Genomic DNA, 22,062 nt, shown 5'->3' with positions numbered 1-22,062 from the left:
ACGTCGGAAAGGGGCTGACATTGTGCAGGGTGAATTGCCTTCCCGCTGGTTTCCGGCCAAGCCCAAGTCCGTGCTCAACCGGGTGAGGGAGCCGGCGATGTCTTTTGACTGGTCGATCAATCCCTACCGGGGCTGCGGTCATGGCTGTCATTTTTGCTATGCTCGCGGGACCCATGCCTGGCTTGGCTTTCACGCGGACGACAGCTTCAAAAACAATATTTATGTGAAGCGAGACGCAGCGGAAGTGCTCCGCCAAGAGCTGAAGCGGGGCAAGTGGAAGGGCGGACACATCGCGGTGGGAACGGCAACCGATCCGTATCAACAGCTGGAAGGGAAGCTGCAGATCACCCGCTCCATCATTGAAGTGTTGGCCGAATATCAGGTGCCATTCAGTATCACGACCCGCTCGCCGCTGGTGTTGCGGGATGTGGATGTTCTGAAGGTAGCCAATATCCAAGCGGTCAATGTAAGCTTGAGCACATTGGACGAAGAGGTATGGTGCCGGACGGAACCTGCTTCTCCCCATCCCCGGCAACGCCTTCGGACCGTAGAGGAACTGAACAAGGCTGGAATACGGGCGGGGCTTTTTCTGGCACCGATCATCCCTTATCTGACCGATGCCGAAGAGCAGCTGCGGGCTTATATGGAGGCAGCGAAAAAACATGGGGCATATTATGTAGTTCCGTCCATCCTTCGCTTGAAACCAGAGGTGAAAGGCTGGTTTTTTCGACAGATACAGCCGTATTTTCCCCGCGTCTATCCGCACCTCGTGAGGCTTTATCAGGAGGGGGCCCGGGTTGGGCAAGAATATCAATCCTCGTTGATGGAACGAGTGGCTCAGCAGATGGAAGCCGCCGGATTTTCCGGCGGCAAGGCGGCGATGTACCGGATGGACGAGGAGAGCGGAAAGAAGGAGCAAGCGGAAGAACATGGGGAGTTTTATGAGCAGCTTACTCTTTTCTGATCGCAGAGTGCCGATCATGACGAGAGCCTAAGTCAGGTTTTTTCCAAAAAAGCGGGACTGCTGTCCCTTACAAAGGAAACTCCCCCCGAATATGTTAGAGGTAGAAAAGGGGGGAGATTTTACATGAGTGGCTACCATTATGGTTTCGGCCTGCGCCGCCTGCTGCTCTTTCTCTTAGTCATTGCCACGATTTTCGCTTTGGTGGGCATTTGGTATTAATGGCCCATGCAAAAAAGCCGAGGGTTAGACCCTCGGCTTTTTTGCATGGAAGTCAAAAATCATCCATCGCCCCGCTTTTTTGTCTCGTCTCCTTTCTTGTCGCTGAGGTTCGTCGTCAACAGTCGCTACTATCACATGCCATTGATACCTGCCCGTTTTTTCTTGCGGCGGATCACCCAGACAATGACCAGAACGACCAACACCAGGATGGCGCCGAGGATGACGGCTCCCCACCCGATGGGGTTGGGCAATGCTGCCTGCACAAAAATAGGGTTCTTTTTACCGGGCTTCAGTTTCCATGTCAAGGTTTTTCCGTCAGGGGATACCTCGTCGGCGTTGGATTTATCCGGCTTGATCGGCAGGGTGAGCTTAAACCGCAGATGGACTTGATCCATGACGGCTTGTCCGAGAAAGTTGTCGGTGCCCATAGACTGCAGGTCGGCATTGGTTTTTAGAGTAATCAGGTAAGTAAACGGGCGGACGTCGACGGAAACGGGTCCCTTTTTCATATCGGTAAGAGGAAGCATACTGGCGGACTTGCCGGTGGGAGACAAGTCCTTAAAGTCTTCCGTCGGCGGCTCGTTGGCGATGTTATCCACTTTTTTGACAGCAATCCAGCCGGTTTGATTGCCTTGGGATATGTTTTTCACTTGGTAGCCCTTTTTTTCGATCTTTTTTTTCATGGGTTCCAGCTGGTCGGCAATCAGCGGATGGCTTAACAGTTTCATTTCATACGTTCCGGAGCCGTCTTTGTTGACGGTGATATGAACGTCGGCGTTGACGCAGCCGGTCAGTAATAAGGTGAACAATAGAATAATAGCAATTCCTTTTCTTTTCCGAACCATCCAATTCCTCCCATTCAGGTAGAATGCAAAAAGGGGGAGACATCGCTCCCCGAAGGTGAAGGTGGCGGGTTACACCACTTCTGCAACGGTCAATAAAGCATGAACGTTGGCGTCCACGGATTCCGGCTTTACGAGGCCGTCGTTTCCGAACTCCACTTTGGACCAAGAGTCAGTGATCACCGACGGTTTCTCAAACCGGATCTGACCGCTGTCAATCAACGCTTGCAACTGGGTGACGCGTTGATGCAGATCTTTTTGATTCACTGGTACCCTGCCTCCTCAGCCAAACCAAAGCACCAAAAAACAATCAACACTCCGCATGTCTAGGGTACATCAAAACATGAGGGATGGAAATGAAAAATTCTGTTTGCAAGAGTAGTTTTCATGCAAATAATACCATCAGGGTATGCAGTTAATACCACCTGTTGGTTGTTTTTTGCTGCCGGAGACGTTACCATGGGAAACTGTGAAGAGCTGTCCCGTTGAGGCGGATGTTCGGTGTCATCACATTGAAACAAAATGTTTCTCTTTTGTTAACCAAATGAAATCAGGTTCAGCCATAATAGAATTCCAGTATGGCAAATGAAAGAAGGCGGTTAGTATTGAAACGGATTGGGTTGGGGATTTGTCTGGCGATCCTGTTGTTGGCGGGCACCATCGTGTACGTCCAAGTGATAGGAGGAACTCAGGTCGCCGGTGACAAAACCTCTGCTGAACAACAAGAGAAAAGGGTGAGTGCTCAGGCTTCGGGCAAAATGGACCCATACGCCCCCACGGACGGTAAAGTGGTAAAAAAGCATCGGATTCAAGTGGACTCCCCTTATAAAAATCAGACGGAATTATACCGGATCGAATACATAAGCGAGGGAGTCAGGGTTGTGGGTTACCTGTGCAAGCCAAAAAAGATCAACCACAAGCTTCCGGTCATCATCTTTAACCGGGGGGGTGTGGTCGACTCCAGTCAAATCAGTGAGCAAAGCCTGCGGTATTTCACCAAATTAAGCGCCCATCAGTATGTCGTGGTGGCTTCCCAATACCGGGGTTACGGCGGAAGCGAGGGCGAACGGGATATCGGGGGAAAAGATGTACAGGATGTGCTCAACTTGATTCCGTTGGCGGAACGGCTGCCTTACGTGGATCCGGAGAAAAAGGTGATGCTCGGCTTTTCCCGAGGCGGCATGATGACCTATATCGCTTTGAAAAAAGGCGCCGATGTAAAAGCCGCCGCCATCGTTGGCGGAGTATCCGACCTGCGCCGTCTTTATCAAGATCAGGAGGAGTTTCAGCAACCCTTGTCCCATTGGGTGGGCGATCCGCTTATGGATGAAAAGAAATTTGACAATCGTTCCGCAGTAAAGTGGCCGGAGCAAATTCATGTGCCGGTGCTGATGATTCACGGGCTGAATGACCGGACCGTGCTGCCGGAGCATTCCATTCGTTTGGCGGAAAAATTTGAGAAGTTGGGGCATGAACACAAACTGGTGTTGATTCCCGGAGGCAGCCACTATTTAAACAATCGGGAGCAGCAAAGAGATCAAGCGATCTTTGAGTGGTTTGATCATTATCTGAATTGATGGCACCGGCCCGTTTCGACGCGGGTCGGTTTTTATATAACCAAAGTGGTTAGCAACGCTATCGGAATCCGGAGCTATGGGCTAGGATTTCTTGCCTATAGCTCTTTTTTTGGTTGAATAGAAAAAACAGGAGGGGAACCGATGCGTTGGAAAGGCTTTTATTTTATGACAGCTGTTATAATGATAGGGTCATCATGGAATAACGAAAGGGTGGAAATAGGTGCATTCCGAATGGAATAAACGGAGACGGAACCCGTGGATATGGCCGCTGTTGGCGGTATTCATCATTGCGCTAGCAACAGCCGGCTGCGGCAGTGCAAAAGATCAGGGAGAGCCTTTTAAGGTGGGTGTGGTGCCAGCCCAAAACAAAGGGGATATGCAGCACGCGATGGATCGGCTGGAAAAGGTGCTGTCGCACAAGCTGCATCGGCCGGTGGAGATTCAGGTGTACTCGGACTACCAGGGCGTGGTGGAAGCGATGAAGTACAAAAAGATGGACATGGCTTTCTTCGGTCCGTTAACTTTTGTCCAAGCTGCGGAGAAGATGGATCTGAAAGCCGTTGTGACGCAGTTGATCCATGGTTCGCCCTATTATCATTCGTATATCATTGTACCGAAAGATTCACCGATCCGTTCGATCGATGATCTTGCCAAGAACAGCACCCAACTTCATTTTGCTTTTGGGGACATCAATTCCACCTCGGGATCGCTCATTCCCGGCATCGCTTTAACGAAAAAAGGAGTGTTTAAAAACCCGAACGATCACCGGTTCAAAAAAATCACCTATACCGGATCCCACGATATTACCGCCTTGGCGATTCAACATCACAAGTACGATGCGGGTGCCATCGACAGTGCGATCTATGAACAGTTGGTGAAGGACGGCAAGGTGGACGGCAAAAAAATTCGTGTCATCTGGAAATCGGAGAAATTGTTCCAATATCCTTGGGCGGTTCGTTCCGATGTCGATGAGGCGACGGTAAAAAAGCTGCAGGAAGCCTTCTTGTCGGTGAAGGATCCTGCGATTTTGGAGGTATTCGGAGCCAGCGGCTTTACCAAAGCAGCCAACAGGGACTATGAATCCATCCGAAAGGCGGCCAAGGCAGCTGGCCGGTTGGAGATGAAATGAGGGGCTGCGCGTGTTAAGCCGTAGATTTCTGATTGTCGTTTTGGTGTTGCTATTGGCTGCGATATTCAGCGCTTGGGATATGGAGCTCAACTGGGCAGATATCCGTGACCTGGAGAACACTTGGCAATTCCTGTCGGGGATGTGGCCGCTAGATTTTTCGATGGTCGGCCATGCGTTGGATGAAACGTTGCTGACTTTGGAAGTCGCATTTCTGGGGACCTTGTTCGGCTTACTCATCGCTTTCCCGCTTTCTTTTTTGGCAGCGGAGAATACGGCTCCGCATCGGAGTGTTTCGGTCAGTGTTCGTTTCATATTGACCGGTTTGCGGTCGATCCCGGAACTGGTACTGGCGTTGATCTTTGTCCCTACCTTCGGGTTGGAACCGTTAACGGTGGTGGTGGCGATTGCGCTGCACAACAGTGCCGTCCTCGGGAAGCTGATCGCCGAATTGGTAGAAGCGGCGGAGCCGGGTCCGCGGGAAGCGGTGGCGTCTACAGGAGCTCCGCCCTTGTTGGTGGCGCTCTATGGAGTGGTGCCGCAAATCGCCCCCAATATCTTGTCCCAGTCATTCTACCGCTTGGAAGTAGGAGTTCGCTCATCCTTGCTGTTCGGCGCCATCGGTGCCGGCGGAATCGGCGATGTCCTCTTCCTTCATTTCAAAACCTTTGAATATGCCGCCATGGCTGTGGATATATTGCTGATCATGGGATTGATCTGGGGACTGGACATCATCGGCGGATGGCTGCGGAGAAAGGTGATCTGAGATGTTGGAACTGATCGACGTAACCAAGCAATATCCCGGTCAACCTGTTCCCGCATTGGAATCGATCCGGTTAAAAGTAAAGCCGGGGGAATTTGTTGCTCTGCTGGGTCCCAGCGGAGCGGGAAAATCCACCTTTATCCGGTGTATTAACGGGCTGGTGGCACCCACGGCCGGCCAGGTGATCTGGAACGGTCATGACGTAACAGCAGCCGGAAAAGAGACCATCGGCCGCATTCGCCGGGAGATGGGCATGATTTTTCAACACTTTCACCTGATCGGCCGGTTGGATGGGTTGACCAATGTAATCATCGGCTGCTTCCACTCGCTGTCTCTATGGCGTGCCGTTACCGGTTGGTTCCCGAAAGAAGTGCGCCAGGAAGCGGTGCAGGCTTTGAAGAGGGTGGGTTTGCTCGAGGTGATGCATCGCCGGGCAGATGGTTTGAGCGGCGGCCAGCAGCAACGGGTGGCCATCGCCCGTGTCCTCATGCAAAAGCCGCGGTTGCTGCTGGGAGATGAACCGGTTGCCAGCCTGGATCCGGTCGCCTCTCGGGAGATTATGGATCTGCTTCGGGAGATTCACGAACAGGAACAGATGACCACCATTTTGAATCTGCATGATGTGGAGACAGCAAAAACGTATGCCACCCGCATTATCGGAATTCGGCAGGGACGGATCGTGTTTGACGGATTACCGCAAGAACTGGGATCGAAAGAAGTGGAGCGGATTTACAAGCAACCCTTGTGAAAAGCGCCACGGGATTGTCGCATCCCCTTCATTGACATGCTGGAAGGGGATCGGTATATTGGAAGGGAATGGACGGGTGCTGATGGAAAGCCCGTTCTCTTTTGCAAAGCCGCAGGCTTTTGTTGAACAGGGGGAACCCAATGTCTTGGAAATCCGTTGAACCACTTTTGCATGAGATTGGAATCCATGCCAATCCGGGTAACCAGCCGGTTACCGTTACACATATGCCAAGTCCGCTGGAGGTTGTTGGCATCGGTACGGATGCGGTGGTAGTTCGTCACCCCGAGTTCCCCGGGTATGTCTTTAAAGTATTTGTTCCTGAAAGGGACGAGGCGAGAAAGGCGGAATACGAAGTATATCGCCGGTTGGGCTCTTCCCCTTATTTCCCCGTATGTTATGGAACCGGAGAACGGTATTTGGTGTTGAGCTATGAGCCTGGGATTACACTTTATGACTGTTTGGTTCAAGGTGTGGAGATTCCGGAGAGCATCATTTGGGAAGTGGAACAGGCTCGGGAATACGCCCGCAGCCGGGGGTTGAATCCCAGGGATATCCACTTAAAAAACGTTTTGCTGCAGAACGGACATGCCAAGCTGCTGGATGTATCGGAATACATACAGCCGGGAAATGACGGGCGATGGGACCATCTTGTACAGGGGTACTACGCTTTTTATCCGCTGATCGCGGGAAAAAAGATCCCGGTGTGGCTGATCGAAATGGTGAAAAAAGCGTATTACGACGAAGTGCTCGGTGATTTTTCCATCAAGGAATTCGGAGGGCGCTTTCTGCAGATGTTTATGAAGAAAGGGAAGCGGAGTTGACCGCTTCCCTTTTTTGTTTTTCCTCAAGGATTCTGATGATTTTCCCCTTGTCCTTTTGCCGGATTTCCATTTTAATGAGGTATGAAAGCCCGAACATTTCTACACGAAAGGGAGAGGTGGCCTCCAGTGGCAATTGGAAAAATACTGGCCAGCTTCGGGATGGGAGCGGCCAAGGTAGATACGATTTTGGAGAAACCCCATTACTATCAGGGTGAAACCGTTAAGGGCGAAGTGGTAGTAGAAGGCGGCATGGCACGGCAAACCATCGATCAAATCTACCTCTATCTCGTGGTGCGTTGGAAAAAAGAAGGCTTGTCTCGGAATCACGTTTGGTATGAGTTCCCGCTGTTGGACGGATTCGAAATCGAACCGGGCGCGACGAAGAAAGTTCCTTTCCAGTTTGAGCTTCCGTTGGATGCACCCATTACTACGGACGATTTTGAAGTGTATTTCAAAACGGGGGCGGATATTGACAATGCTGTTGATCCCACCGATAAGGATTACATACAAGTCTCTTTGCACCGGCGGGCCCAGGCGGTCTTTGACAACCTGAAAAAGATGGGATTCGAGCCGAAAGCAGTCGAAGCGGAGTTTACCAAATATAAAACAGAGCGTCCGTTTGTGCAGGAATTTGCGTTCCGCCCGCCGCAAGAATACAGGTATTATTTAGATGAAGTGGAGCTGGCCTTCACCGAAACTGGCGAGGCGATTCTGGAGGTGGATCGCAGTGATCGGGGGCCGAACGGAGCCTTTGACGAGCGGTTTGGACTGGACGAAACCAAATTGCGCTTCTCCGTCACGGAGGAAGATTTGGAGGATGATGCCGCACCGTTGCAGAAAAAAATTCGGCAGATCATCGAGCGTTATAAAGAAGTGTGAGCCAGGACACCCCGATGCTGGGGTGTCTTTTTGCCTAGATTGAGAAGATGATAGTCAAACAGTATATTTGAAGATGATTATCAAACAATATATTGAAGGAAGAAAACCGATAGGGAGTGGAGTCGATTGCATCAAAATCCGGATAACGGAACCATCCGTCAATTGCTGGCCGAGGCCCGCAACATCGCCGTTGTCGGTCTCTCCGACAAGCCGCACCGTACCAGTTATATGATTGCTCAAGCCTTGCAAGATGCAGGATATCGCATTTTTCCCGTGAATCCCATGTTGACGGAAACGGTGTTGGGAGAAAAGCCGTTTGCCTCTGTTCGGGAAATTGAGGAACCTATCGATATCGTGGATGTGTTTCGCCGAAGCGAGCATTGCGTACCCGTGGCCGAAGATGCGGTTCAGGCGAAAGCGAAGGTGTTGTGGCTTCAACAGGGCATTGTCAACGAGGAAGCGGCAGTGATCGCCAGGGAAGCGGGATTGACAGTGATTATGGGTCGTTGTATCAAAGTGGACCACGCCATTTTACTCGGCGGCCGACCCCGATCCTGATGCCGGATTCTTTGGAAAATGGGTAAGGGGTGATTGACAAGGGGAAGGCATCTGCACTCATAATAAAAGAAAGGAAAGAGTGAGACAGGTAACATCTTTGCACCCTTTTTCGAGGTGATGGATGTGGAAACGCTTAAGTTATCCACACTGATTCTGACAGTCTCCCCTGATTTGTACGAGTTGTTAAAAGAAGAAGAGCTGGATTCGGAAGTGATATTGCATACGGATATTCGGTTGATCAATCGAAAAGATCTGAATGAAATTATTGAGCAAACCATTCAACATCATCACAAAAAGCCTTACCATTAACAATGAAATCAGACCGTTGTAAAAAGGGGCCGAAATATTCGGTTCCTTTTGTATTTGACACGAATATGGAATTTTGTTGCGAATAATGTAGATAGAAGGTTTTTTTAAACTTGTTAAGGAGAGCATACCAGATGGACAGAAAATGCTGGTTGGTGGATGTCAACCGTCGACATCACACTCTTCTGTTGGAGCATGACGGAAAGCGGGGGTGTATTCGTCACAACGATCGGCTTGTGGAGCAATGGGAATTGGCGGTGGAAGGGGATAGTGATCATTTCTTTACCATTGCCGGTACTCGGCTGGCCATACATATCCGTTATCCATTACATAATAAGCAAATTGCCTACGAGCTTTCTATCGAAGGCCGTCTCATGGACAGTGATGAAACGATTTCGTCGGCTCTGCCGGCGGCTGCAGTCATGCTGAAGAAAGTGATGCGCATAACGGCAGGAGATCACTCGTGTCAGCTGAAATTCCAGTGTGGCGTTCGTCAGGAGAAAGTGATTGTGCTGGATGGAAAAACGATCAAGCGGATTCCCTGGCACCAAGAACCGGACAGCGATGATATGATTTGTGTGGGAGGTTCTCAGTTGGGGATTCATGTTCGCCGGATATCCGATCATGCTTTTGTCTGGGATCTGACGTGGGACGGCTATTCACTTTTCACAGGCGAAAAATTCTTGATTTTACAGAGACAATGGAATCCGAGCGTTGAAAAAAAAGTGCTGCCGCGGGTGATGTCGATCCAAGAGCCGGTACCAGTTGATGAGCCGCATTGGCGGGTGCAGCCTTCCCAATGGGAGTCGCGGCTGCGAGAATTGCTGTAGAGGTGAAGGGATTGCCGAAAGGGGAGGACAGGATTTTGTTGCGATTTGGACAAAGGTTTCGATGGTTATCGGTTGTGCTTTGCCTGTGTCTGCTTCTGGTCCATCCGTCAACGATCGAGGCCCGAAAGGAAAGGCGGGGAGCGATAGTGAAGGTGTTGACTTTCAACATCCATCACGGGGCCGACCATCAAAACCGTCTCAACTTGGACCGGATCCGACAGGTGATCGAACAAGCTGATGCTGATGTAGTGACGCTGCAAGAAGTGGACAAACACTGGTCGGACCGGAGCCGATTTGTCGATCAAGCTGCCTGGCTGGGGGAACAGTTGGGGATGAAGGTGCGTTTTGCTCCCATCTATTCACTCGATCCGCTGCATCCAGGGTATCCGCGCCGGGAGTACGGGCTGGCTGTTCTCTCCCGGTATCCCATCATCCGATTTTCCAACCACGAATTGTCCCGGATCAGCTCCCAAGAGCCGGAAAAAGGTGTGCAGTCTTTACCGGGGTTTCCCGAAGCGGTGATCCAGGCAGGTGGAACAAAGATGCATGTATTCACCACGCATTTATCCTGGATGGATCCGGAGTTGCGTTTGAAAGAAGCGGATGAAATGATGGCATTCATTCGTCAGGCCCGCTACCCTGTCATTCTGACCGGGGATATGAATGCAGTTCCCGAGTCTCCTGAAATCCAGCGGATCCGGGACCATCTCACCGATGCCTTTGAAGAAAAAGGGGAAGGAAACGGGATGACATATCCCGTCCCTCAGCCGGTCAGGAGGATCGATTATATCTTCGCTTCTTCACAGGTCAAGGTGCTTCAATGCTATGTGCTGCAGGAGGAAGGCTCTGATCATTACGGGGTACAGGCAGAGCTGTGGATCCCCAAGGAAGAAGGAATGGGAAATCCGTGAGTGGCATCCGTGAAGGAACATGCTATACTGGAAGCGAACCTGATTTAAGCTTCCAAGGGGGTACGGATGGGGAATGCCTGCCGAGCAAATCAAGGATTTGTGCAAACTGACCCGGGATCGTCTCAAAGTGGTTAATGAGCGCCTGGAAGGGTTTTTAAACGGGTACCATATACCCAAACTGCTGGAAGAGTCGGATGTCCGGGACGAGGAAACGGAAACATATCTGAAGGAGTATGTGTCGGATCTTCGCCATCTGCTGGTGGCTTGTGAGATCGGCTATGAAAAGCTGAGTTTGGTGCTGCGGCGGGCCAAATTCAACTCGGCTTTCGCGGAAAAGGTGCTGCATGAAGTGGTGCACGTTTGTATCTATAATTTTTATTACCCGCGCAACGAAGTTTATGAAGAAGATGGTAGATACTGCTATACTGCCCAGGATGCCATCCGATTCCGTCAGCAACCTCCGGAATCCCTGCGGAAACTGACGCTCTCTCTGTCCAAGGTGTTTGAAGAGCTTCGGGATGAGCTGGAATATTATGAAACGGATTACGAGACCCGTATGCGCATGCAACAACCTAGCCTAGTCATGCGTTAAACCTCTATCCTCCCCTGTCTACATCCAAAGCAGTAATCGGGGTGTAGAGCAGGGCTTTTTTATTAATTGAGCAAAAATTTGTCGAAAAACCGTGACAAAATTTGTCGAGTACGATAAAATCGAATCGTTCCTTTGAGGGATACGTGTGAAGGGGTGCGGAACAGCGGAGTTAGCGGGAAAAGGGGGAATCGCGATGGCAGGATCGGGTACGATGGAAAAAGAATCGCTGCATTCTTCTGTAGAGTCAGGCCAGGGAGAGCGGCTCCATGCCGGTACGGAGGATCGTTTGGAGAAAGTTTGGCGGAAGCGCACCAAGGGCCATTATGAGGAAGCTTTGTCCGCCGTAGAGGAATTTTTGGAGTCCTGTCCGAAGCATGCGGACGGCATGCTGATGAAGGCTCAGATTCTCGAGGAGATGGGCCGTCTCGACGAGTCTCGTTCCACCTATGAGAACGTGCTGAAAATCCATCCGGATTACAGCCGGGGGTATCGTGAATACGGACGGTTTATGCTGATGAACGAGCATTCTTTGGCTCAAGCGGAAAATCAGTTGCTCAACGGTTTGGCGATCAACCCGCAAGACCCTTTTGCCCATGCGCTGCTGGCAGAGGTGTACATACAGACCAATCGCAAGCAACAGGCTTTGCTTCATTTGGAGATTGCCGCCCGTTTTACCACGGAAGACATTCGCTATTATGAAGTGTGTGCACGAGCATTGGTCAAATTGGAGAGCAAGCATGAAAAAGTGAAGCATCTGCAGCGTCTGCTGGTTTCCGACTTTCCCAACCGATCGGCCCGGAGCAAGTTTCATCGGGTGCTCCGTGCACACCGAAAAGACCGGTTCCGCTTGGTATTCCGACGGATGTGGACATAAAAACCGATCAAAAATCAAATGTTCAAAAAAAATGATGAACATATATCGACATATTTCGAGAATTATGGTATAGTCGAACTATAAGCGAGGTTGACCTCCTTGCTTATGCTACCACGCTTCTTAACTCCTTAATCTTGACCCTCTTTCATGTGGCCAGGAACATATCCTGGTCTTTTTCTTTTATTTTTGTTGGTATTTTCATTCCACATTTGTAGAATTCCTAAACCTTTTTTGTAAAAAAATTTGGCCTAGATCGAACTGCTGATATCTCCCCGGTCGCAGTCGGTTGACTCATATGGGGGAGGCAGTTAAGCTGAAAGAAAATATCCGTGTCTATTTGTGAGACAGAGGGGGTTTCATCTCTTGACGGCTGAGCGTGTGGGTTTTCGCGGCAGAGTGATTCTACCGGACGGGGTAATGGAAGACGGACTGGTTCTCGTCCAGGATGAACGGATTGAATATGTGGGCCCGCCGGTGGATGACGACAGAAAAATGGTTCAGACAGATGGATTTATCTGGCCTGGTCTGATCGATGTCCATATTCACGGGGCAGGCGGAGCCGATGTAATGGACGGTACCCCGGCAGCTTTGCAAACCATCTCTCAATCCTTGGTTCACTATGGGGTTACAGGCTTTTTAGCCACGACATTGACTATGGACAAACCAAGTTTGGAACAAGCTGTGACCAATGTGGTTCAAATGAGGGATCGTTTGCAAGGTGCTCAAGTGTTGGGAATTCATATGGAGGGCCCCTGGATTTGTCCGAAATTCCGCGGAGCCCAAAACCCCCGTTACATCCGCGACCCGCACCCGGAAGATGCTGATTGGGCGATCGAGGTGTGTCAAGGGTTGCTTCGCCTGGTCACTTTGGCACCTGAGCGGCCGAGGGCGCTCGAATTTATTGGGAAAATGGTCGGATGGGGAGTGACGGTATCTGTCGGTCATACAGATGCCGCCTTTGAAGAGGTGCAGCGTGCGGTAGATATCGGCGCTTCTCATGTCACCCACTGTTTTAACGGCATGACGGGACTTCATCATCGCCGTCCGGGAGCGGCCGGAGCAGCACTGCTTGACGACCGGTTAACAGTGGAATGTATCTGCGACGGCCTTCATGTGCACCCGGCTGTTGCCAAATTGCTGGCCAAGATAAAAGGGAAGGACCGTTTGATACTTATCTCGGATGGGATGCGTGCAATAGGTCAGCCGGAAGGCCGATATGAGCTGGGCGGCCTCCCCGTCGAGGTAAAGAACGGTCAAGCCACGCTGGAAGACGGCAGTTTGGCAGGAAGCCTTCTGACGTTGGATGAAGCGGTTCGGAATATGGCTCAGTTTGCGGATATTCCCTTGTGGGAAGCGGTTCGAATGGCATCTCTGGCCCCTGCCAAACGACTGGGTCTGGAAGAGGAGATTGGCAGTTTGGAAGCTGGCAAAAAAGCCGATCTGGTTGTGACGGATGAAGCTTGCCGGGTCAAACAGGTTTGGATCGAGGGAAAACCAGTATGGGAACAAGGATGATAAGGAAAGGAAGTCATTAATGAGTATATCGGCACAAAGCTATCATCCCCTGTATCTCGCATTTTTTCGATGTTATCACGGCGAAGAGTACTGGGAAGCCCACGAAGTGCTGGAAGAGCTGTGGCAAACACAGCGACACAATGATTTTTATCACGGTCTGATCCAGGTGGCTGCCATCATGCATCAGTTGAAACGGGGAAAAGTCAGGGGAGCCAGAAAGTTGGCATCAACGGCGATTCACTATCTGACTCCCTTTTCCCCAAAAACAGATGGAGTAGTGGTTGAGGCTGTTTTGCAGTGGCTGCATCGCTGTCTACAGCGTTTGCCCGAGGAGGTCCGGCAGATCGAGCCAATAGAAGTAGAAAAGCTGGGATTAGGCATCTGTCCGTTGCCCCGTCTCCATGAAACCGAACAGGGGTCAACAGACCGTTAGTGCGATTTCGATCATCGCGTTGGCATGGACCATCCCATCTGTGACCTCGATGAGGGAGCGATGGGAAGCACTTGCTGCTGTAATGGAAACAGGTTGTCATCAAAGTGACCGGTCATCGGATACCGGTCTTTTTTTATGGTGTACTTACACGTTTTTATGAAACGCCCAATAAGATACAAATAGAATGGCGGTGACAAAGGGGGATTCTAATGAAAGGGCGCCGTTGGACGGAAGAAGAGGATCGCCTTTTGGCAGAGGTCGTTTTGCAGGCTGTGCACGAAGGAAGGAACCAATTGGAAGCCTTTGAGGTAGTCGGGAAAAAAATCGGCAGAACACCGGGAGCCTGTGGTTTCCGTTGGAATGCCGTAGTGAGGAAACGGGAGGCAGAAGCTTTTCGCAAAGCGAAAAAACAGCGGATCGCCAGCCAATTGAATAAGAAGCGAGGAGGTTCACAGAATCTCCGCGAAGTGATCCGACAACTTCAGGCATATAACAACGAATATCGCAACTTTCAGGAATCTCTGAACAAGATGGAACGTCGGTTGAAGGAAAAAGATTGGGAGTATCGTCAAGTATCCGAGGAACATGCCCGATTGAGTGCAGAATGGGAAGCGATTTATCAAATCCGGGCTGAGCTGAAAGAGCGGTATGCCAGTTTACTCAAGCTGTTGCAATCGGCACAACAAGCAGGCAGCGGAGAAGCTGTCCAAAAGTTGGATGCTTCCGGACTTTCTTTTATCAAGGAAAGAGCGGAAGATGACGAGTGCGGGTCAGAAGTGGATACCAATCAGGAACGGGAAACATAAGATGAACCAACTTGACCTTTTGGTGTGAAAAGAGGTGCAACCATTGCCCCGTTCCTGGACGCCGGAGGAGGATCGTTTATTGTTGCAATGGGTCAATCATTGCAAAAAGATGGGGATGGCACGCATTCCAAGCTTTGAATCAGCCGGGGATAAATTGGGGCGGAGCGCTAACGCTTGTTATGTACGTTGGGTGATGTTGACGAAGCGGGACTCAGAGGCAGGTTCATCCACCACCGATAAGCGCAGAAAATGGCGGCAATTGGAAAATAAGCACTCCGCCATCCGAGGACGCATCGATCAGTTGGAGGATTTATTACGCTCTCGTCAGGAGCAAGTGGAACAACTGGTGAAAGAAAACAAACAATTAAAGGAAGAAATGAAGTTCTTCGAGCGGATGTTGGTTGAACAATATCAACTCTTGGTTAAGCTGTTGAACAAAAAGGATCGGGATGTACGCATTCATCACTTGTAAATTGCTCCACATGGCTGAGCACCCCAGGGACACTTCCTGCGGGCGCCGTGGGCTTCTCGGATCATTGGACAGAAGAGGAAAATCGGGTATCATGGAAAGAAAACATCGAAGGAGTGGATCTTCCATGGCCCAATGGAGAGAGCTTACATCATTGCAGGATTGGAAAGAGGTTTTGGAGCAGTCTGGAGATCGCCCTGTATTAGTATTTAAGCACAGTACCCAGTGTCCGGTCAGTGCGAAAGCCTGGGAGGAAAGCCAAGCTTATACAAACGGAGAGCCACGCCAAGATGTATCCTATGTATGGGTGAAAGTGATTGAACACCGGGATGTATCCAATCAAATTGCACAAGACCTGGATGTCCGTCATCAATCTCCTCAGGCGATTTTGATAAAAAACGGGCAGCAGGTGTGGAATACATCCCACTGGCATATTAAACAAGAGGTGTTAAAGGACGTTCTGGAACAACAGTAAAAAAACCGAGGCAGTTGCCGAAGTTAATCGAAATGGGTTAGAACTCTTTTCCTTCTCTTGGATGGACTTCTGCGCCGGAGAATAGGGAGCAGCGGGGAAAGCTATCATTCAAGTTCGTCATCAAGCTGCCGCTTCGAAAGGAAGCGCTCCTTTTGGAGATTATCGAGGTTCCGTCAAACAAAGAGGCTGCTGACCTATCCGTCAGCAGCCTCGCATTTTCCGAAAAAGGCGGTGTTTCCGCTTAAAAAGCGCCGACGAACCAGAAAATCACCGGGATGATGAGCAGAAACAACAACAACCGCTGCAGTCCGCTGCCCGGACCTCCGGCGGCATACGGAGGATAACCGCCATACCATCCCGGCCCGCCGTACCATCCAGGACCTTCGGTTCCTTTTCTCAACCAAAAACGAGGGGGCAATGCCCTCACCCTTTCATCTCAACAAAGAGTTTACTTTCAACATATTCAATCATCGTTGCAAGTGTATGGGGATTCGCCCGGGTGGGAGAAAAAGGGGTTTTGGGCAGGGACCTGGGACAATTGCCAGTGTCGTATCCCGTATCGGGACATATGGTGAAGGGAGCAACCATTACGGGAGGGATGGCTGATGGCGGGTAAAGGTCCTTCCGTCCGGGAGATGACCCAACTGATCAACAACATGATGGGACAGAATGTCTTGACGGAGCAACAGCTCAAGCAGATTTTGCAAGGAACAAAAAAAGCCAATGAACGAGGAGGTATGCCGGCCGTTTTGGATTATTTGATGAAAGTGACCCAGGCGGATGTACAAAAAGAAGAGATCTCCCGGTTTGCCGACATGGTTCAAGAAAATCCCCAGATGGGTATGGATATCCTGAAAGGTAAGAAAAAATTGCGCGGGCAGGACAAAAAGAATAAATAATATGCTGGGAGCTGCCGGTGATCTCCATCGGCAGTTTTGATTTTTCAGTACATCGTTTGAATCGCAGCCATTTTTTTGCTAATCATGGCAATAAACGAGTACTGCCCTTTGTGACAACTTTTTGTACAATAAGCATAGATCTGTTCATTGTTTTTTGTCACAGGAGGTGGTGAGGCTGCCGGATTTGCATCACCGTTTGGATTGTCTAGCAGAGGCAGGTATCATCACACCGGCGGCGGCAGAGGTCACCAAATCCGCATTGGACCGGGTGCGAAGCCGAAGTTCCCAACCGCTGCGAGGACTTCCTGTACGATATTGGGTTACTCATTTAGCCCGTGCTTTAACCAGAGTATCCGAAGGGGCGGAACGAACGGTTCCTCCTGCTGAGGAATTGATGAAAGAAGTGAGGGCCTCCCCCTACTACAACCAGGCATTGGAGGAAATTTATTGGCTGAAACGGATGTGGCCCAAGCGGTTGCCGGAGGGAGAAATACAATACTTAAGTATTCATTATGTCACGGTATTTCAGTTTTTGGACAATCTATCATAAACGATTTTCGGTGTTATCGCCCGCTTTGGGGCTTTTTTTCTTTGCGAACCGATATTTTTAAAGGTAAAATATAGAGGAATAAAAGAAACCGGGTGCATCGTACCGGTTTTTGTTTTTGGCTGCATCAATTTTCCACCGGCAATTTTTCGGTAAATCGACTCTTCTAATTTCCTATCTAACTCGTTTAAAATGGAATTATCTCTTTTTTGCCACATCAGCCGCACTGAATGAAAGAAAAAGGAGGTTAAGACGATGGATGTTCAAAAGAAAAAGCTGATAGCCATTATTCTCCAGATGATAAAAGAGGTTTACAAAAAGACGACGCAACTGGAAGAGGCACTCAACTCGGGAAGTGTTCAAATCTTGTCCCGCTCTTTCGATCCGCTCAATGAGATGTTGAAAGCAGTGGATTATCCGGAAGAAAGCAGTGTGGTAATCTATGAACTTATTCAGCTCTATCTGGAAGATGAAATGACACTGGATGAATTGATCATTGGAATCTCCGACAACTATGACAAAGCGATGCAAGCTGAGAAACCGGAGGGTGCCGAAGGGGAAGGTGTGGCCCAAAACGCTTGACCGTACATAAAGCCGGGATGCACTCGGCTTGAGGCTGCTGATCAGCAGCCTTTTTTGTTGTAGGAGCAGAAAGGCTTCAGCAAAGAAAACTCCCTCTGTCACTTGGAGCACAGGGGGAGTTGTTTATTTTACGGAATTTTTCATTTCTTCGGGGTTCAGCCCCACATACCGGAATTTGAGTACGTCGACCAGCCGGCCGTTTTTAATCACCAAGTCGGCGGGTTTCCGTCCGGCGGCAGAGACAAAATACAAGATCCAGTGGATTTCTCGCGTGCGGCCTGTCAATAGTTTCAACAAGGTGTAGGAAATAAAGCCGAATGCCAATCCTTCTGCAATACTGAAGGTGAGCGGCATCAGAATGATGGTGAGAAAGGCGGGAATCACTTCGGTGAAATCATCAAAGGAAATGTTTTGAATCTCGCTGAGCATCAAGGCACCGATCAGGATCAGGATGGGGGCGGTGGCCACTGTCGGGATCAAGGTAACCAGGGGAGCGAAGAAAAGACAAAGAAGAAACAAACCCGCGACGACCAGCGCGGACAGACCGGTTCGTCCTCCTTCGACGATGCCGGTAGCATTTTCGATGTAGGCGTTGAGGGCGGTGGAACCGAAGGAAGCGCTGGCCATGGTTCCGAGGGCGTCGGCCTGGAGGGCCCGGTCCAAGCGGGGGATGTTTCCCTTGTGATCCATTAGGCCCGATTTTTTAGAGAGACCGACCAAGGTGGCCAAGTTGTCGAAGAGTTCTACAATGGTAAAGGAAAAGATGATGGAAAAAATCCCATACTTCAGGGCAGCCACAACATCCATCTGCCAAAATGTTTCCGATAAGCCGGGGACAGACATGGAAACGAAATCTCCTGCTCCTGTGGGAACCGGAGATATTCCGACGGCCATGGCGGCGACGGTGATGGTTAAGATACTGATGACCAGGGAACCCTTTATTTTTCGCGCCATCAGGAAAGCTGCGATGATCAACCCCAAGACGGAGAGGAGGGGTCCTGGTTTTGTCATTTGTCCCAGTGTGACGAAAGTAGCATCGTTCTTCACGATAATACCGGCGTTCTTCTGGCCGATGAAGGCGATGAACAACCCGATGCCTACCCCGATCGCCGACTTCAGCACGTCGGGAACGGCTTCCACCAGCATTCTGCGGATGCCTGTCACCGTCAAAAGGAGAAAAATGACGTCCGAGATGAAAACGGCACCGAGCGCAGTTTGCCAACTTAATCCTTGGCCCTGCACCACGGTGTAGGTGAAAAAATCGTTCAGGCCCATACCCGGGGCGACGGCGACGGGAAAATTGGCCCACAGGGCGAAGAGCAGCGTGCAGAAAACGCTGGAGAAAATGGTGGCTGCCACGGCTGCTTCCTTGGGAATGCCCGCGTCAGAAAGAATGTTCGGGTTGACGAAGATGATGTAGCCTGGTCATGAAAGTGGTGATTCCGGCCAGTATTTCCGTCTTGGCGTCGGTATTCCGTTCCGACAGCTTAAACAACTTCTCCAGCGGGCGGTTGGAGACGGGCTTCGCTGACGATGAAATAACACGGGACTCATGTGCATGGGCTTTTTCCATAGAAAATCCCTCCCTAGATTCTAATTCCGACAGGTCTGCAACGGCGCTCGTTCGGGTCCGTACGCAAAGAAGCCGCAGTCCGGAAACGGTTCCGGATCTGCGGCTTCTCAACCTCCGTATAACAGAGTGTAAGCGGCCGATGACTGTCTGGCAAGAAGAAAGCGACGATCGCTTCCCGCTCGGCTTATGGGACCTTTGCCTCTATCTTAATGGTTGCCGGAGAAAGTGTCAAACTCTTCCCACTCTTCGAATCCACTCTCTCATCAGGATATCCCTGGCGGTGTTAAGAGCAGTGGCTTTGGACCGGGTTTTACCGGCAAACATCCATCCCTTGCAGGAGCGATTGTCGATGGGGATCTCTTTAAGTACATGGATTTCCCAAGTCCAACACCCCTCTTTATTGACTTTGGCCCGCAAGCGTTGCGGCAGTGAGGGGCTTTCCAAATCCAAATAAACAAGATGTCCCCACTCTCCCCGGATTTCCATAGTGGTATACCGCATGTATGCTTGAGTAGGATTCACGACATTCCCTCCAGTATATCGGGTGATGAGGCTGCTGACAAAAGCCTATCTTCGGAAGCAGAGAGCACATCTCACAAGGAGCGACCTTTGAACGACGTACCCCGCTTTGATTAGTGGGACAAGTTTGTCATCAAGCTGTTCAGCCCGTACGGATGGTGTTAACGTTCCGTCGGAATCACCCGGAGCGGCCCTACCGATTCCATATGAAAACGCAATTTTTCATTGGCACTGGATTCCAGGTGCACAAAATGATAACGGGGATGGATCAAGTGATTTTCCTTATCCAAGGGAGCGACAACGAAGGCGTCCCGGTATGTATCCACCACTACCATGGGCCGAGCCCCGTCAGAGACGAGATAGTATTGTTGATTTTTCGCAATGATCGCTCCGCTGGTATACGAGATCGACATCACCAGGAAGATAAACAAACTGACGGTGATTAAACCCGACCCTCTTCCGGTTTTTTGGCATAACGGAAAAACACCCACAACAAAACCATATGAAAGAATAAGAGCAATACCATCATCCAATTCTGGGACCAGTTAAAGACAAATCCCAGCTTCAGCCCGATGATCAGTCCGACGGACAAGGGAATGAGAACGGGGAACAAATACTTGCCGTACTTGCTGAAATACGGTACCGCCACTGTCAGATACGTGATCAACAGCGCGGCGATAATGATACAAACCGCCAATACCAGTCCGTTTAACGTGATTTCCACAAACATGGAGGGGATCCGAAAGTGAGACTTATAACCCAATTCACCCAAATACGCCGAAAAGTAACCCAGCCCCGTTACGCCCGCTAACCATATTCCTTCCGGTGCTTTGACGATCAGACGGTGAAGAGGGGTATAGTCTTCTTCTTTCATAGAGTACCTCCTTGATGTAAAATCTCAAGAAAATTATATCGGAGGAAGAGGAAAGGCAAAACGAAAAAATAAATCCCATCAAATACGGCGTTTTCGCCATCAGAAAACCCCCTTACAGCTGCAAGGGGGTTTTCTGACGGCTCTTCACATTTGCAGGCTGCTCCATACATCCAGCTTGGATTGTACCTTCCGGATCACTTCGTCGGTGAACTCCGAAGTGGTGGCGCTGCCGCCCAGATCCGCAGTGCGGACACCTTCGCGTACAGCTTCGATGGTAGCTTCATAGATGGCGCGGGAAGCGCTGGATGCCTTCGTTTCGTGGAAATGGCTCAACAGCGATGCACTGGCGAGAATCATCGCCATCGGGTTGGCCACATTTTTGCCGAAGAGGGAGGGTGCCGTTCCGTGAGGAGCTTCCGCCATCACGACTTGCGGGTTGAAGTCCTCATCGAAGCTTATCAGGATCGACTCGGATCCGGCGATCGAGCCATACAGTTGCAGCACCAGATCGCTGAGACAGTCGCCGTCCCGGTTGAGGGCGGGGATTACCAGGGGTTGGTCTCCCGGATTGCTCAAAAGGAGTGCGTAAGTGGCATCGATCAGCTGCGGCTCATAGGGAACGTCCGGATACCGTTTGCTGGCTTCGTCCATCTCTTCCTTTAGCATGCCTTCATACACCGGGCTGACCGTATATTTGGGGCCGCCAAATACTTTGCCGTTGGTATGTTTTGCGTGGCGGAAAGCATACTCCGCCACGGCCCGGCAGGTTTTCCGGTCGATGGATTCAGTCCGGTAGGAAACTTCGTTGATACCTTCTCCTTCGCGCCACTCTTTGGCGCCATAAGCATCGCCTACGGCCATGCGGATGACGGAAATGGGAGCGAAAATCCCGGCTACCGGATGAACGCCGGGGATGCGGCGGCCGGTCCGGATAATCACCTTCCCGTCAATCTCTTTTCGCAGAATGGCGTTGGGACTGCCCACGTCCCCTTTCTCTTCCGGCGTAATGGTCGCTGCTTTCAACCCGTAGCCGGCTTCCTTCATGGCCCGGGCTGCTTCATACACTACTTCGTTGTTGGTGGCGCGGCGATGTTCCAGGCTCAAATCATAGGATTGAAACTCGATGTCAAAACCGATCACTTCCGGCGCTAGAACGCGCAAGGCTTCATCCAGAAGTTCTTGGCCCGTTTGGTCTCCTTTAAGGACCACGATGCTTTTTTTATCTCCCAACCTGATCACCTCGTCATTCTATTCCCACACCATTATAACTGCCCCGATTCACTTATACCACACCTCCGAACATTTAGAAAAAGGCATTCTTCCAACATTCGGTTCTCCTTCCTGTCCGGTCGGGTTGGAA

General features: G+C 50.5%; 28 protein-coding genes and 1 pseudogene. 21 read left to right on the top strand and 8 right to left on the bottom strand.

Going from position 1 to position 22,062, the window contains the following annotated elements; translation table 11 throughout:
* The first annotated feature begins 22 nt into the window (after positions 1-22).
* Positions 23-964 carry an SPL family radical SAM protein gene (locus IEW70_RS11090; RefSeq protein WP_229751939.1) on the top strand — a complete coding sequence of 314 codons (942 nt, stop codon included), beginning with the start codon at positions 23-25 and terminating at the stop codon, positions 962-964.
* Positions 965-1,314: 350 nt separating this feature from the next.
* On the opposite strand, the gene IEW70_RS11085 is transcribed toward IEW70_RS11090, so the two are convergent.
* Both IEW70_RS11085 and IEW70_RS11080 read right to left on the bottom strand, forming a co-directional pair.
* Entirely contained in the window at positions 1,315-2,028 is a 714-nt protein-coding gene (locus IEW70_RS11085; RefSeq protein ID WP_188647997.1) for a DUF3153 domain-containing protein, read from the bottom strand.
* A gap of 69 nt (positions 2,029-2,097) precedes the next feature.
* Positions 2,098-2,292 (bottom strand): hypothetical protein, encoded by a 195-nt coding sequence (locus tag IEW70_RS11080; RefSeq protein ID WP_188647996.1) that lies wholly within the window; start codon positions 2,290-2,292, stop codon positions 2,098-2,100.
* 338 nt (positions 2,293-2,630) lie between these two features.
* Here IEW70_RS11080 and IEW70_RS11075 point away from each other — a divergent pair, with 338 nt between their 5' ends.
* From IEW70_RS11075 to ytxJ, 17 genes are all read left to right on the top strand, one after another.
* The gene (locus IEW70_RS11075) at positions 2,631-3,602 is read left to right on the top strand and encodes an alpha/beta hydrolase family protein (protein ID WP_188647995.1); all 972 of its coding nucleotides are present in this window, start codon (positions 2,631-2,633) and stop codon (positions 3,600-3,602) included.
* A gap of 220 nt (positions 3,603-3,822) precedes the next feature.
* Positions 3,823-4,731, top strand: coding sequence for a phosphate/phosphite/phosphonate ABC transporter substrate-binding protein (phnD, locus tag IEW70_RS11070; RefSeq protein WP_229751938.1), 909 nt, complete (start codon positions 3,823-3,825; stop codon positions 4,729-4,731).
* Positions 4,732-4,741: 10 nt separating this feature from the next.
* Positions 4,742-5,494 (top strand): phosphonate ABC transporter, permease protein PhnE, encoded by a 753-nt coding sequence (gene phnE / locus IEW70_RS11065; protein WP_188647994.1) that lies wholly within the window; start codon positions 4,742-4,744, stop codon positions 5,492-5,494.
* Between the two features lies 1 nt (position 5,495).
* Positions 5,496-6,239 (top strand): phosphonate ABC transporter ATP-binding protein, encoded by a 744-nt coding sequence (gene phnC, locus IEW70_RS11060; protein WP_188647993.1) that lies wholly within the window; start codon positions 5,496-5,498, stop codon positions 6,237-6,239.
* Between the two features lie 140 nt (positions 6,240-6,379).
* Positions 6,380-7,060 carry a serine/threonine-protein kinase gene (locus tag IEW70_RS11055; RefSeq protein WP_188647992.1) on the top strand — a complete coding sequence of 227 codons (681 nt, stop codon included), beginning with the start codon at positions 6,380-6,382 and terminating at the stop codon, positions 7,058-7,060.
* Between the two features lie 126 nt (positions 7,061-7,186).
* Positions 7,187-7,939, top strand: coding sequence for a sporulation protein (locus IEW70_RS11050; protein WP_188647991.1), 753 nt, complete (start codon positions 7,187-7,189; stop codon positions 7,937-7,939).
* A 126-nt stretch (positions 7,940-8,065) separates the two neighbouring features.
* A complete protein-coding gene (locus IEW70_RS11045; RefSeq protein WP_188647990.1) occupies positions 8,066-8,497 on the top strand; it encodes a CoA-binding protein in 432 nt (143 codons plus the stop codon).
* Positions 8,498-8,620: 123 nt separating this feature from the next.
* Positions 8,621-8,806, top strand: coding sequence for a hypothetical protein (locus IEW70_RS11040; protein WP_188647989.1), 186 nt, complete (start codon positions 8,621-8,623; stop codon positions 8,804-8,806).
* 131 nt (positions 8,807-8,937) lie between these two features.
* The gene (locus tag IEW70_RS11035; protein WP_188647988.1) at positions 8,938-9,633 is read left to right on the top strand and encodes a hypothetical protein; all 696 of its coding nucleotides are present in this window, start codon (positions 8,938-8,940) and stop codon (positions 9,631-9,633) included.
* Positions 9,634-9,779: 146 nt separating this feature from the next.
* Positions 9,780-10,544 carry an endonuclease/exonuclease/phosphatase family protein gene (locus tag IEW70_RS11030; protein WP_188647987.1) on the top strand — a complete coding sequence of 255 codons (765 nt, stop codon included), beginning with the start codon at positions 9,780-9,782 and terminating at the stop codon, positions 10,542-10,544.
* Positions 10,545-10,617: 73 nt separating this feature from the next.
* The gene (locus IEW70_RS11025) at positions 10,618-11,136 is read left to right on the top strand and encodes a DUF3907 family protein (RefSeq protein WP_188647986.1); all 519 of its coding nucleotides are present in this window, start codon (positions 10,618-10,620) and stop codon (positions 11,134-11,136) included.
* A 193-nt stretch (positions 11,137-11,329) separates the two neighbouring features.
* A complete protein-coding gene (locus IEW70_RS11020; protein ID WP_188647985.1) occupies positions 11,330-12,010 on the top strand; it encodes a tetratricopeptide repeat protein in 681 nt (226 codons plus the stop codon).
* A gap of 363 nt (positions 12,011-12,373) precedes the next feature.
* Positions 12,374-13,525, top strand: a complete 1,152-nt coding sequence (gene nagA / locus IEW70_RS11015; protein WP_229751937.1) for an N-acetylglucosamine-6-phosphate deacetylase — start codon at positions 12,374-12,376, stop codon at positions 13,523-13,525.
* A 19-nt stretch (positions 13,526-13,544) separates the two neighbouring features.
* Positions 13,545-13,958, top strand: a complete 414-nt coding sequence (locus tag IEW70_RS11010; protein ID WP_188647984.1) for a DUF309 domain-containing protein — start codon at positions 13,545-13,547, stop codon at positions 13,956-13,958.
* A gap of 209 nt (positions 13,959-14,167) precedes the next feature.
* Positions 14,168-14,764 (top strand): Myb-like DNA-binding domain-containing protein, encoded by a 597-nt coding sequence (locus IEW70_RS11005; RefSeq protein ID WP_188647983.1) that lies wholly within the window; start codon positions 14,168-14,170, stop codon positions 14,762-14,764.
* 43 nt (positions 14,765-14,807) lie between these two features.
* Positions 14,808-15,236 (top strand): hypothetical protein, encoded by a 429-nt coding sequence (locus IEW70_RS11000; protein ID WP_188647982.1) that lies wholly within the window; start codon positions 14,808-14,810, stop codon positions 15,234-15,236.
* A 124-nt stretch (positions 15,237-15,360) separates the two neighbouring features.
* Positions 15,361-15,708: a bacillithiol system redox-active protein YtxJ gene (ytxJ, locus tag IEW70_RS10995; protein WP_188647981.1), complete on the top strand. Its 348-nt coding sequence runs from the start codon at positions 15,361-15,363 to the stop codon at positions 15,706-15,708.
* Between the two features lie 241 nt (positions 15,709-15,949).
* Here ytxJ and IEW70_RS10990 read toward each other — a convergent pair whose 3' ends face one another.
* A complete protein-coding gene (locus IEW70_RS10990; protein WP_188647980.1) occupies positions 15,950-16,126 on the bottom strand; it encodes a hypothetical protein in 177 nt (58 codons plus the stop codon).
* Positions 16,127-16,313: 187 nt separating this feature from the next.
* Between IEW70_RS10990 and IEW70_RS10985 the strand changes: the two genes are divergently transcribed.
* The 3 genes from IEW70_RS10985 to IEW70_RS10975 all read left to right on the top strand — a co-directional run bounded on the left by IEW70_RS10985 (position 16,314) and on the right by IEW70_RS10975 (position 17,736).
* Positions 16,314-16,607: a hypothetical protein gene (locus IEW70_RS10985; RefSeq protein ID WP_188647979.1), complete on the top strand. Its 294-nt coding sequence runs from the start codon at positions 16,314-16,316 to the stop codon at positions 16,605-16,607.
* Positions 16,608-16,776: 169 nt separating this feature from the next.
* The gene (locus tag IEW70_RS10980) at positions 16,777-17,157 is read left to right on the top strand and encodes a PRD domain-containing protein (RefSeq protein WP_188647978.1); all 381 of its coding nucleotides are present in this window, start codon (positions 16,777-16,779) and stop codon (positions 17,155-17,157) included.
* 252 nt (positions 17,158-17,409) lie between these two features.
* Positions 17,410-17,736 (top strand): hypothetical protein, encoded by a 327-nt coding sequence (locus IEW70_RS10975; protein ID WP_188647977.1) that lies wholly within the window; start codon positions 17,410-17,412, stop codon positions 17,734-17,736.
* 231 nt (positions 17,737-17,967) lie between these two features.
* Here IEW70_RS10975 and IEW70_RS10970 read toward each other — a convergent pair.
* From IEW70_RS10970 to IEW70_RS10950, 5 genes and pseudogenes are all read right to left on the bottom strand, one after another.
* Positions 17,968-19,309 (bottom strand): annotated as a pseudogene (locus tag IEW70_RS10970) (NCS2 family permease); the annotation flags it as partial.
* 228 nt (positions 19,310-19,537) lie between these two features.
* Complete coding sequence (locus tag IEW70_RS10965; RefSeq protein WP_188647976.1) at positions 19,538-19,831, bottom strand: hypothetical protein; 294 nt, start codon at positions 19,829-19,831, stop codon at positions 19,538-19,540.
* A gap of 158 nt (positions 19,832-19,989) precedes the next feature.
* The gene (locus tag IEW70_RS10960; RefSeq protein ID WP_188647975.1) at positions 19,990-20,259 is read right to left on the bottom strand and encodes a hypothetical protein; all 270 of its coding nucleotides are present in this window, start codon (positions 20,257-20,259) and stop codon (positions 19,990-19,992) included.
* Between the two features lie 11 nt (positions 20,260-20,270).
* The gene (locus IEW70_RS10955) at positions 20,271-20,702 is read right to left on the bottom strand and encodes a hypothetical protein (protein ID WP_188647974.1); all 432 of its coding nucleotides are present in this window, start codon (positions 20,700-20,702) and stop codon (positions 20,271-20,273) included.
* Between the two features lie 144 nt (positions 20,703-20,846).
* Positions 20,847-21,941, bottom strand: a complete 1,095-nt coding sequence (locus IEW70_RS10950) for an isocitrate/isopropylmalate family dehydrogenase (protein ID WP_373285955.1) — start codon at positions 21,939-21,941, stop codon at positions 20,847-20,849.
* Positions 21,942-22,062: the final 121 nt, after the last annotated feature.

Origin of the sequence: Marinithermofilum abyssi (assembly GCF_014641195.1) — a bacterium.
Classification (GTDB): Bacteria; Bacillota; Bacilli; order Thermoactinomycetales; family DSM-45169; genus Marinithermofilum; species Marinithermofilum abyssi.
This window is presented reverse-complemented; position numbering and strand designations above follow the sequence as displayed.

Coding starts and splice junctions, on each gene's coding strand:
- IEW70_RS10955 (WP_188647974.1), bottom strand. CDS start 20,702: ATGAAAGAAGAAGACTATACCCCTCTTCACCGTCTGATCGTCAAAGCA.
- IEW70_RS11055 (WP_188647992.1), top strand. CDS start 6,380: ATGTCTTGGAAATCCGTTGAACCACTTTTGCATGAGATTGGAATCCAT.
- IEW70_RS11085 (WP_188647997.1), bottom strand. CDS start 2,028: ATGGTTCGGAAAAGAAAAGGAATTGCTATTATTCTATTGTTCACCTTA.
- phnC (WP_188647993.1), top strand. CDS start 5,496: ATGTTGGAACTGATCGACGTAACCAAGCAATATCCCGGTCAACCTGTT.
- IEW70_RS11025 (WP_188647986.1), top strand. CDS start 10,618: ATGCCTGCCGAGCAAATCAAGGATTTGTGCAAACTGACCCGGGATCGT.
- ytxJ (WP_188647981.1), top strand. CDS start 15,361: ATGGCCCAATGGAGAGAGCTTACATCATTGCAGGATTGGAAAGAGGTT.
- IEW70_RS10975 (WP_188647977.1), top strand. CDS start 17,410: ATGGATGTTCAAAAGAAAAAGCTGATAGCCATTATTCTCCAGATGATA.
- IEW70_RS11005 (WP_188647983.1), top strand. CDS start 14,168: ATGAAAGGGCGCCGTTGGACGGAAGAAGAGGATCGCCTTTTGGCAGAG.
- IEW70_RS11035 (WP_188647988.1), top strand. CDS start 8,938: ATGGACAGAAAATGCTGGTTGGTGGATGTCAACCGTCGACATCACACT.
- IEW70_RS10985 (WP_188647979.1), top strand. CDS start 16,314: ATGGCGGGTAAAGGTCCTTCCGTCCGGGAGATGACCCAACTGATCAAC.
- IEW70_RS11010 (WP_188647984.1), top strand. CDS start 13,545: ATGAGTATATCGGCACAAAGCTATCATCCCCTGTATCTCGCATTTTTT.
- IEW70_RS11020 (WP_188647985.1), top strand. CDS start 11,330: ATGGCAGGATCGGGTACGATGGAAAAAGAATCGCTGCATTCTTCTGTA.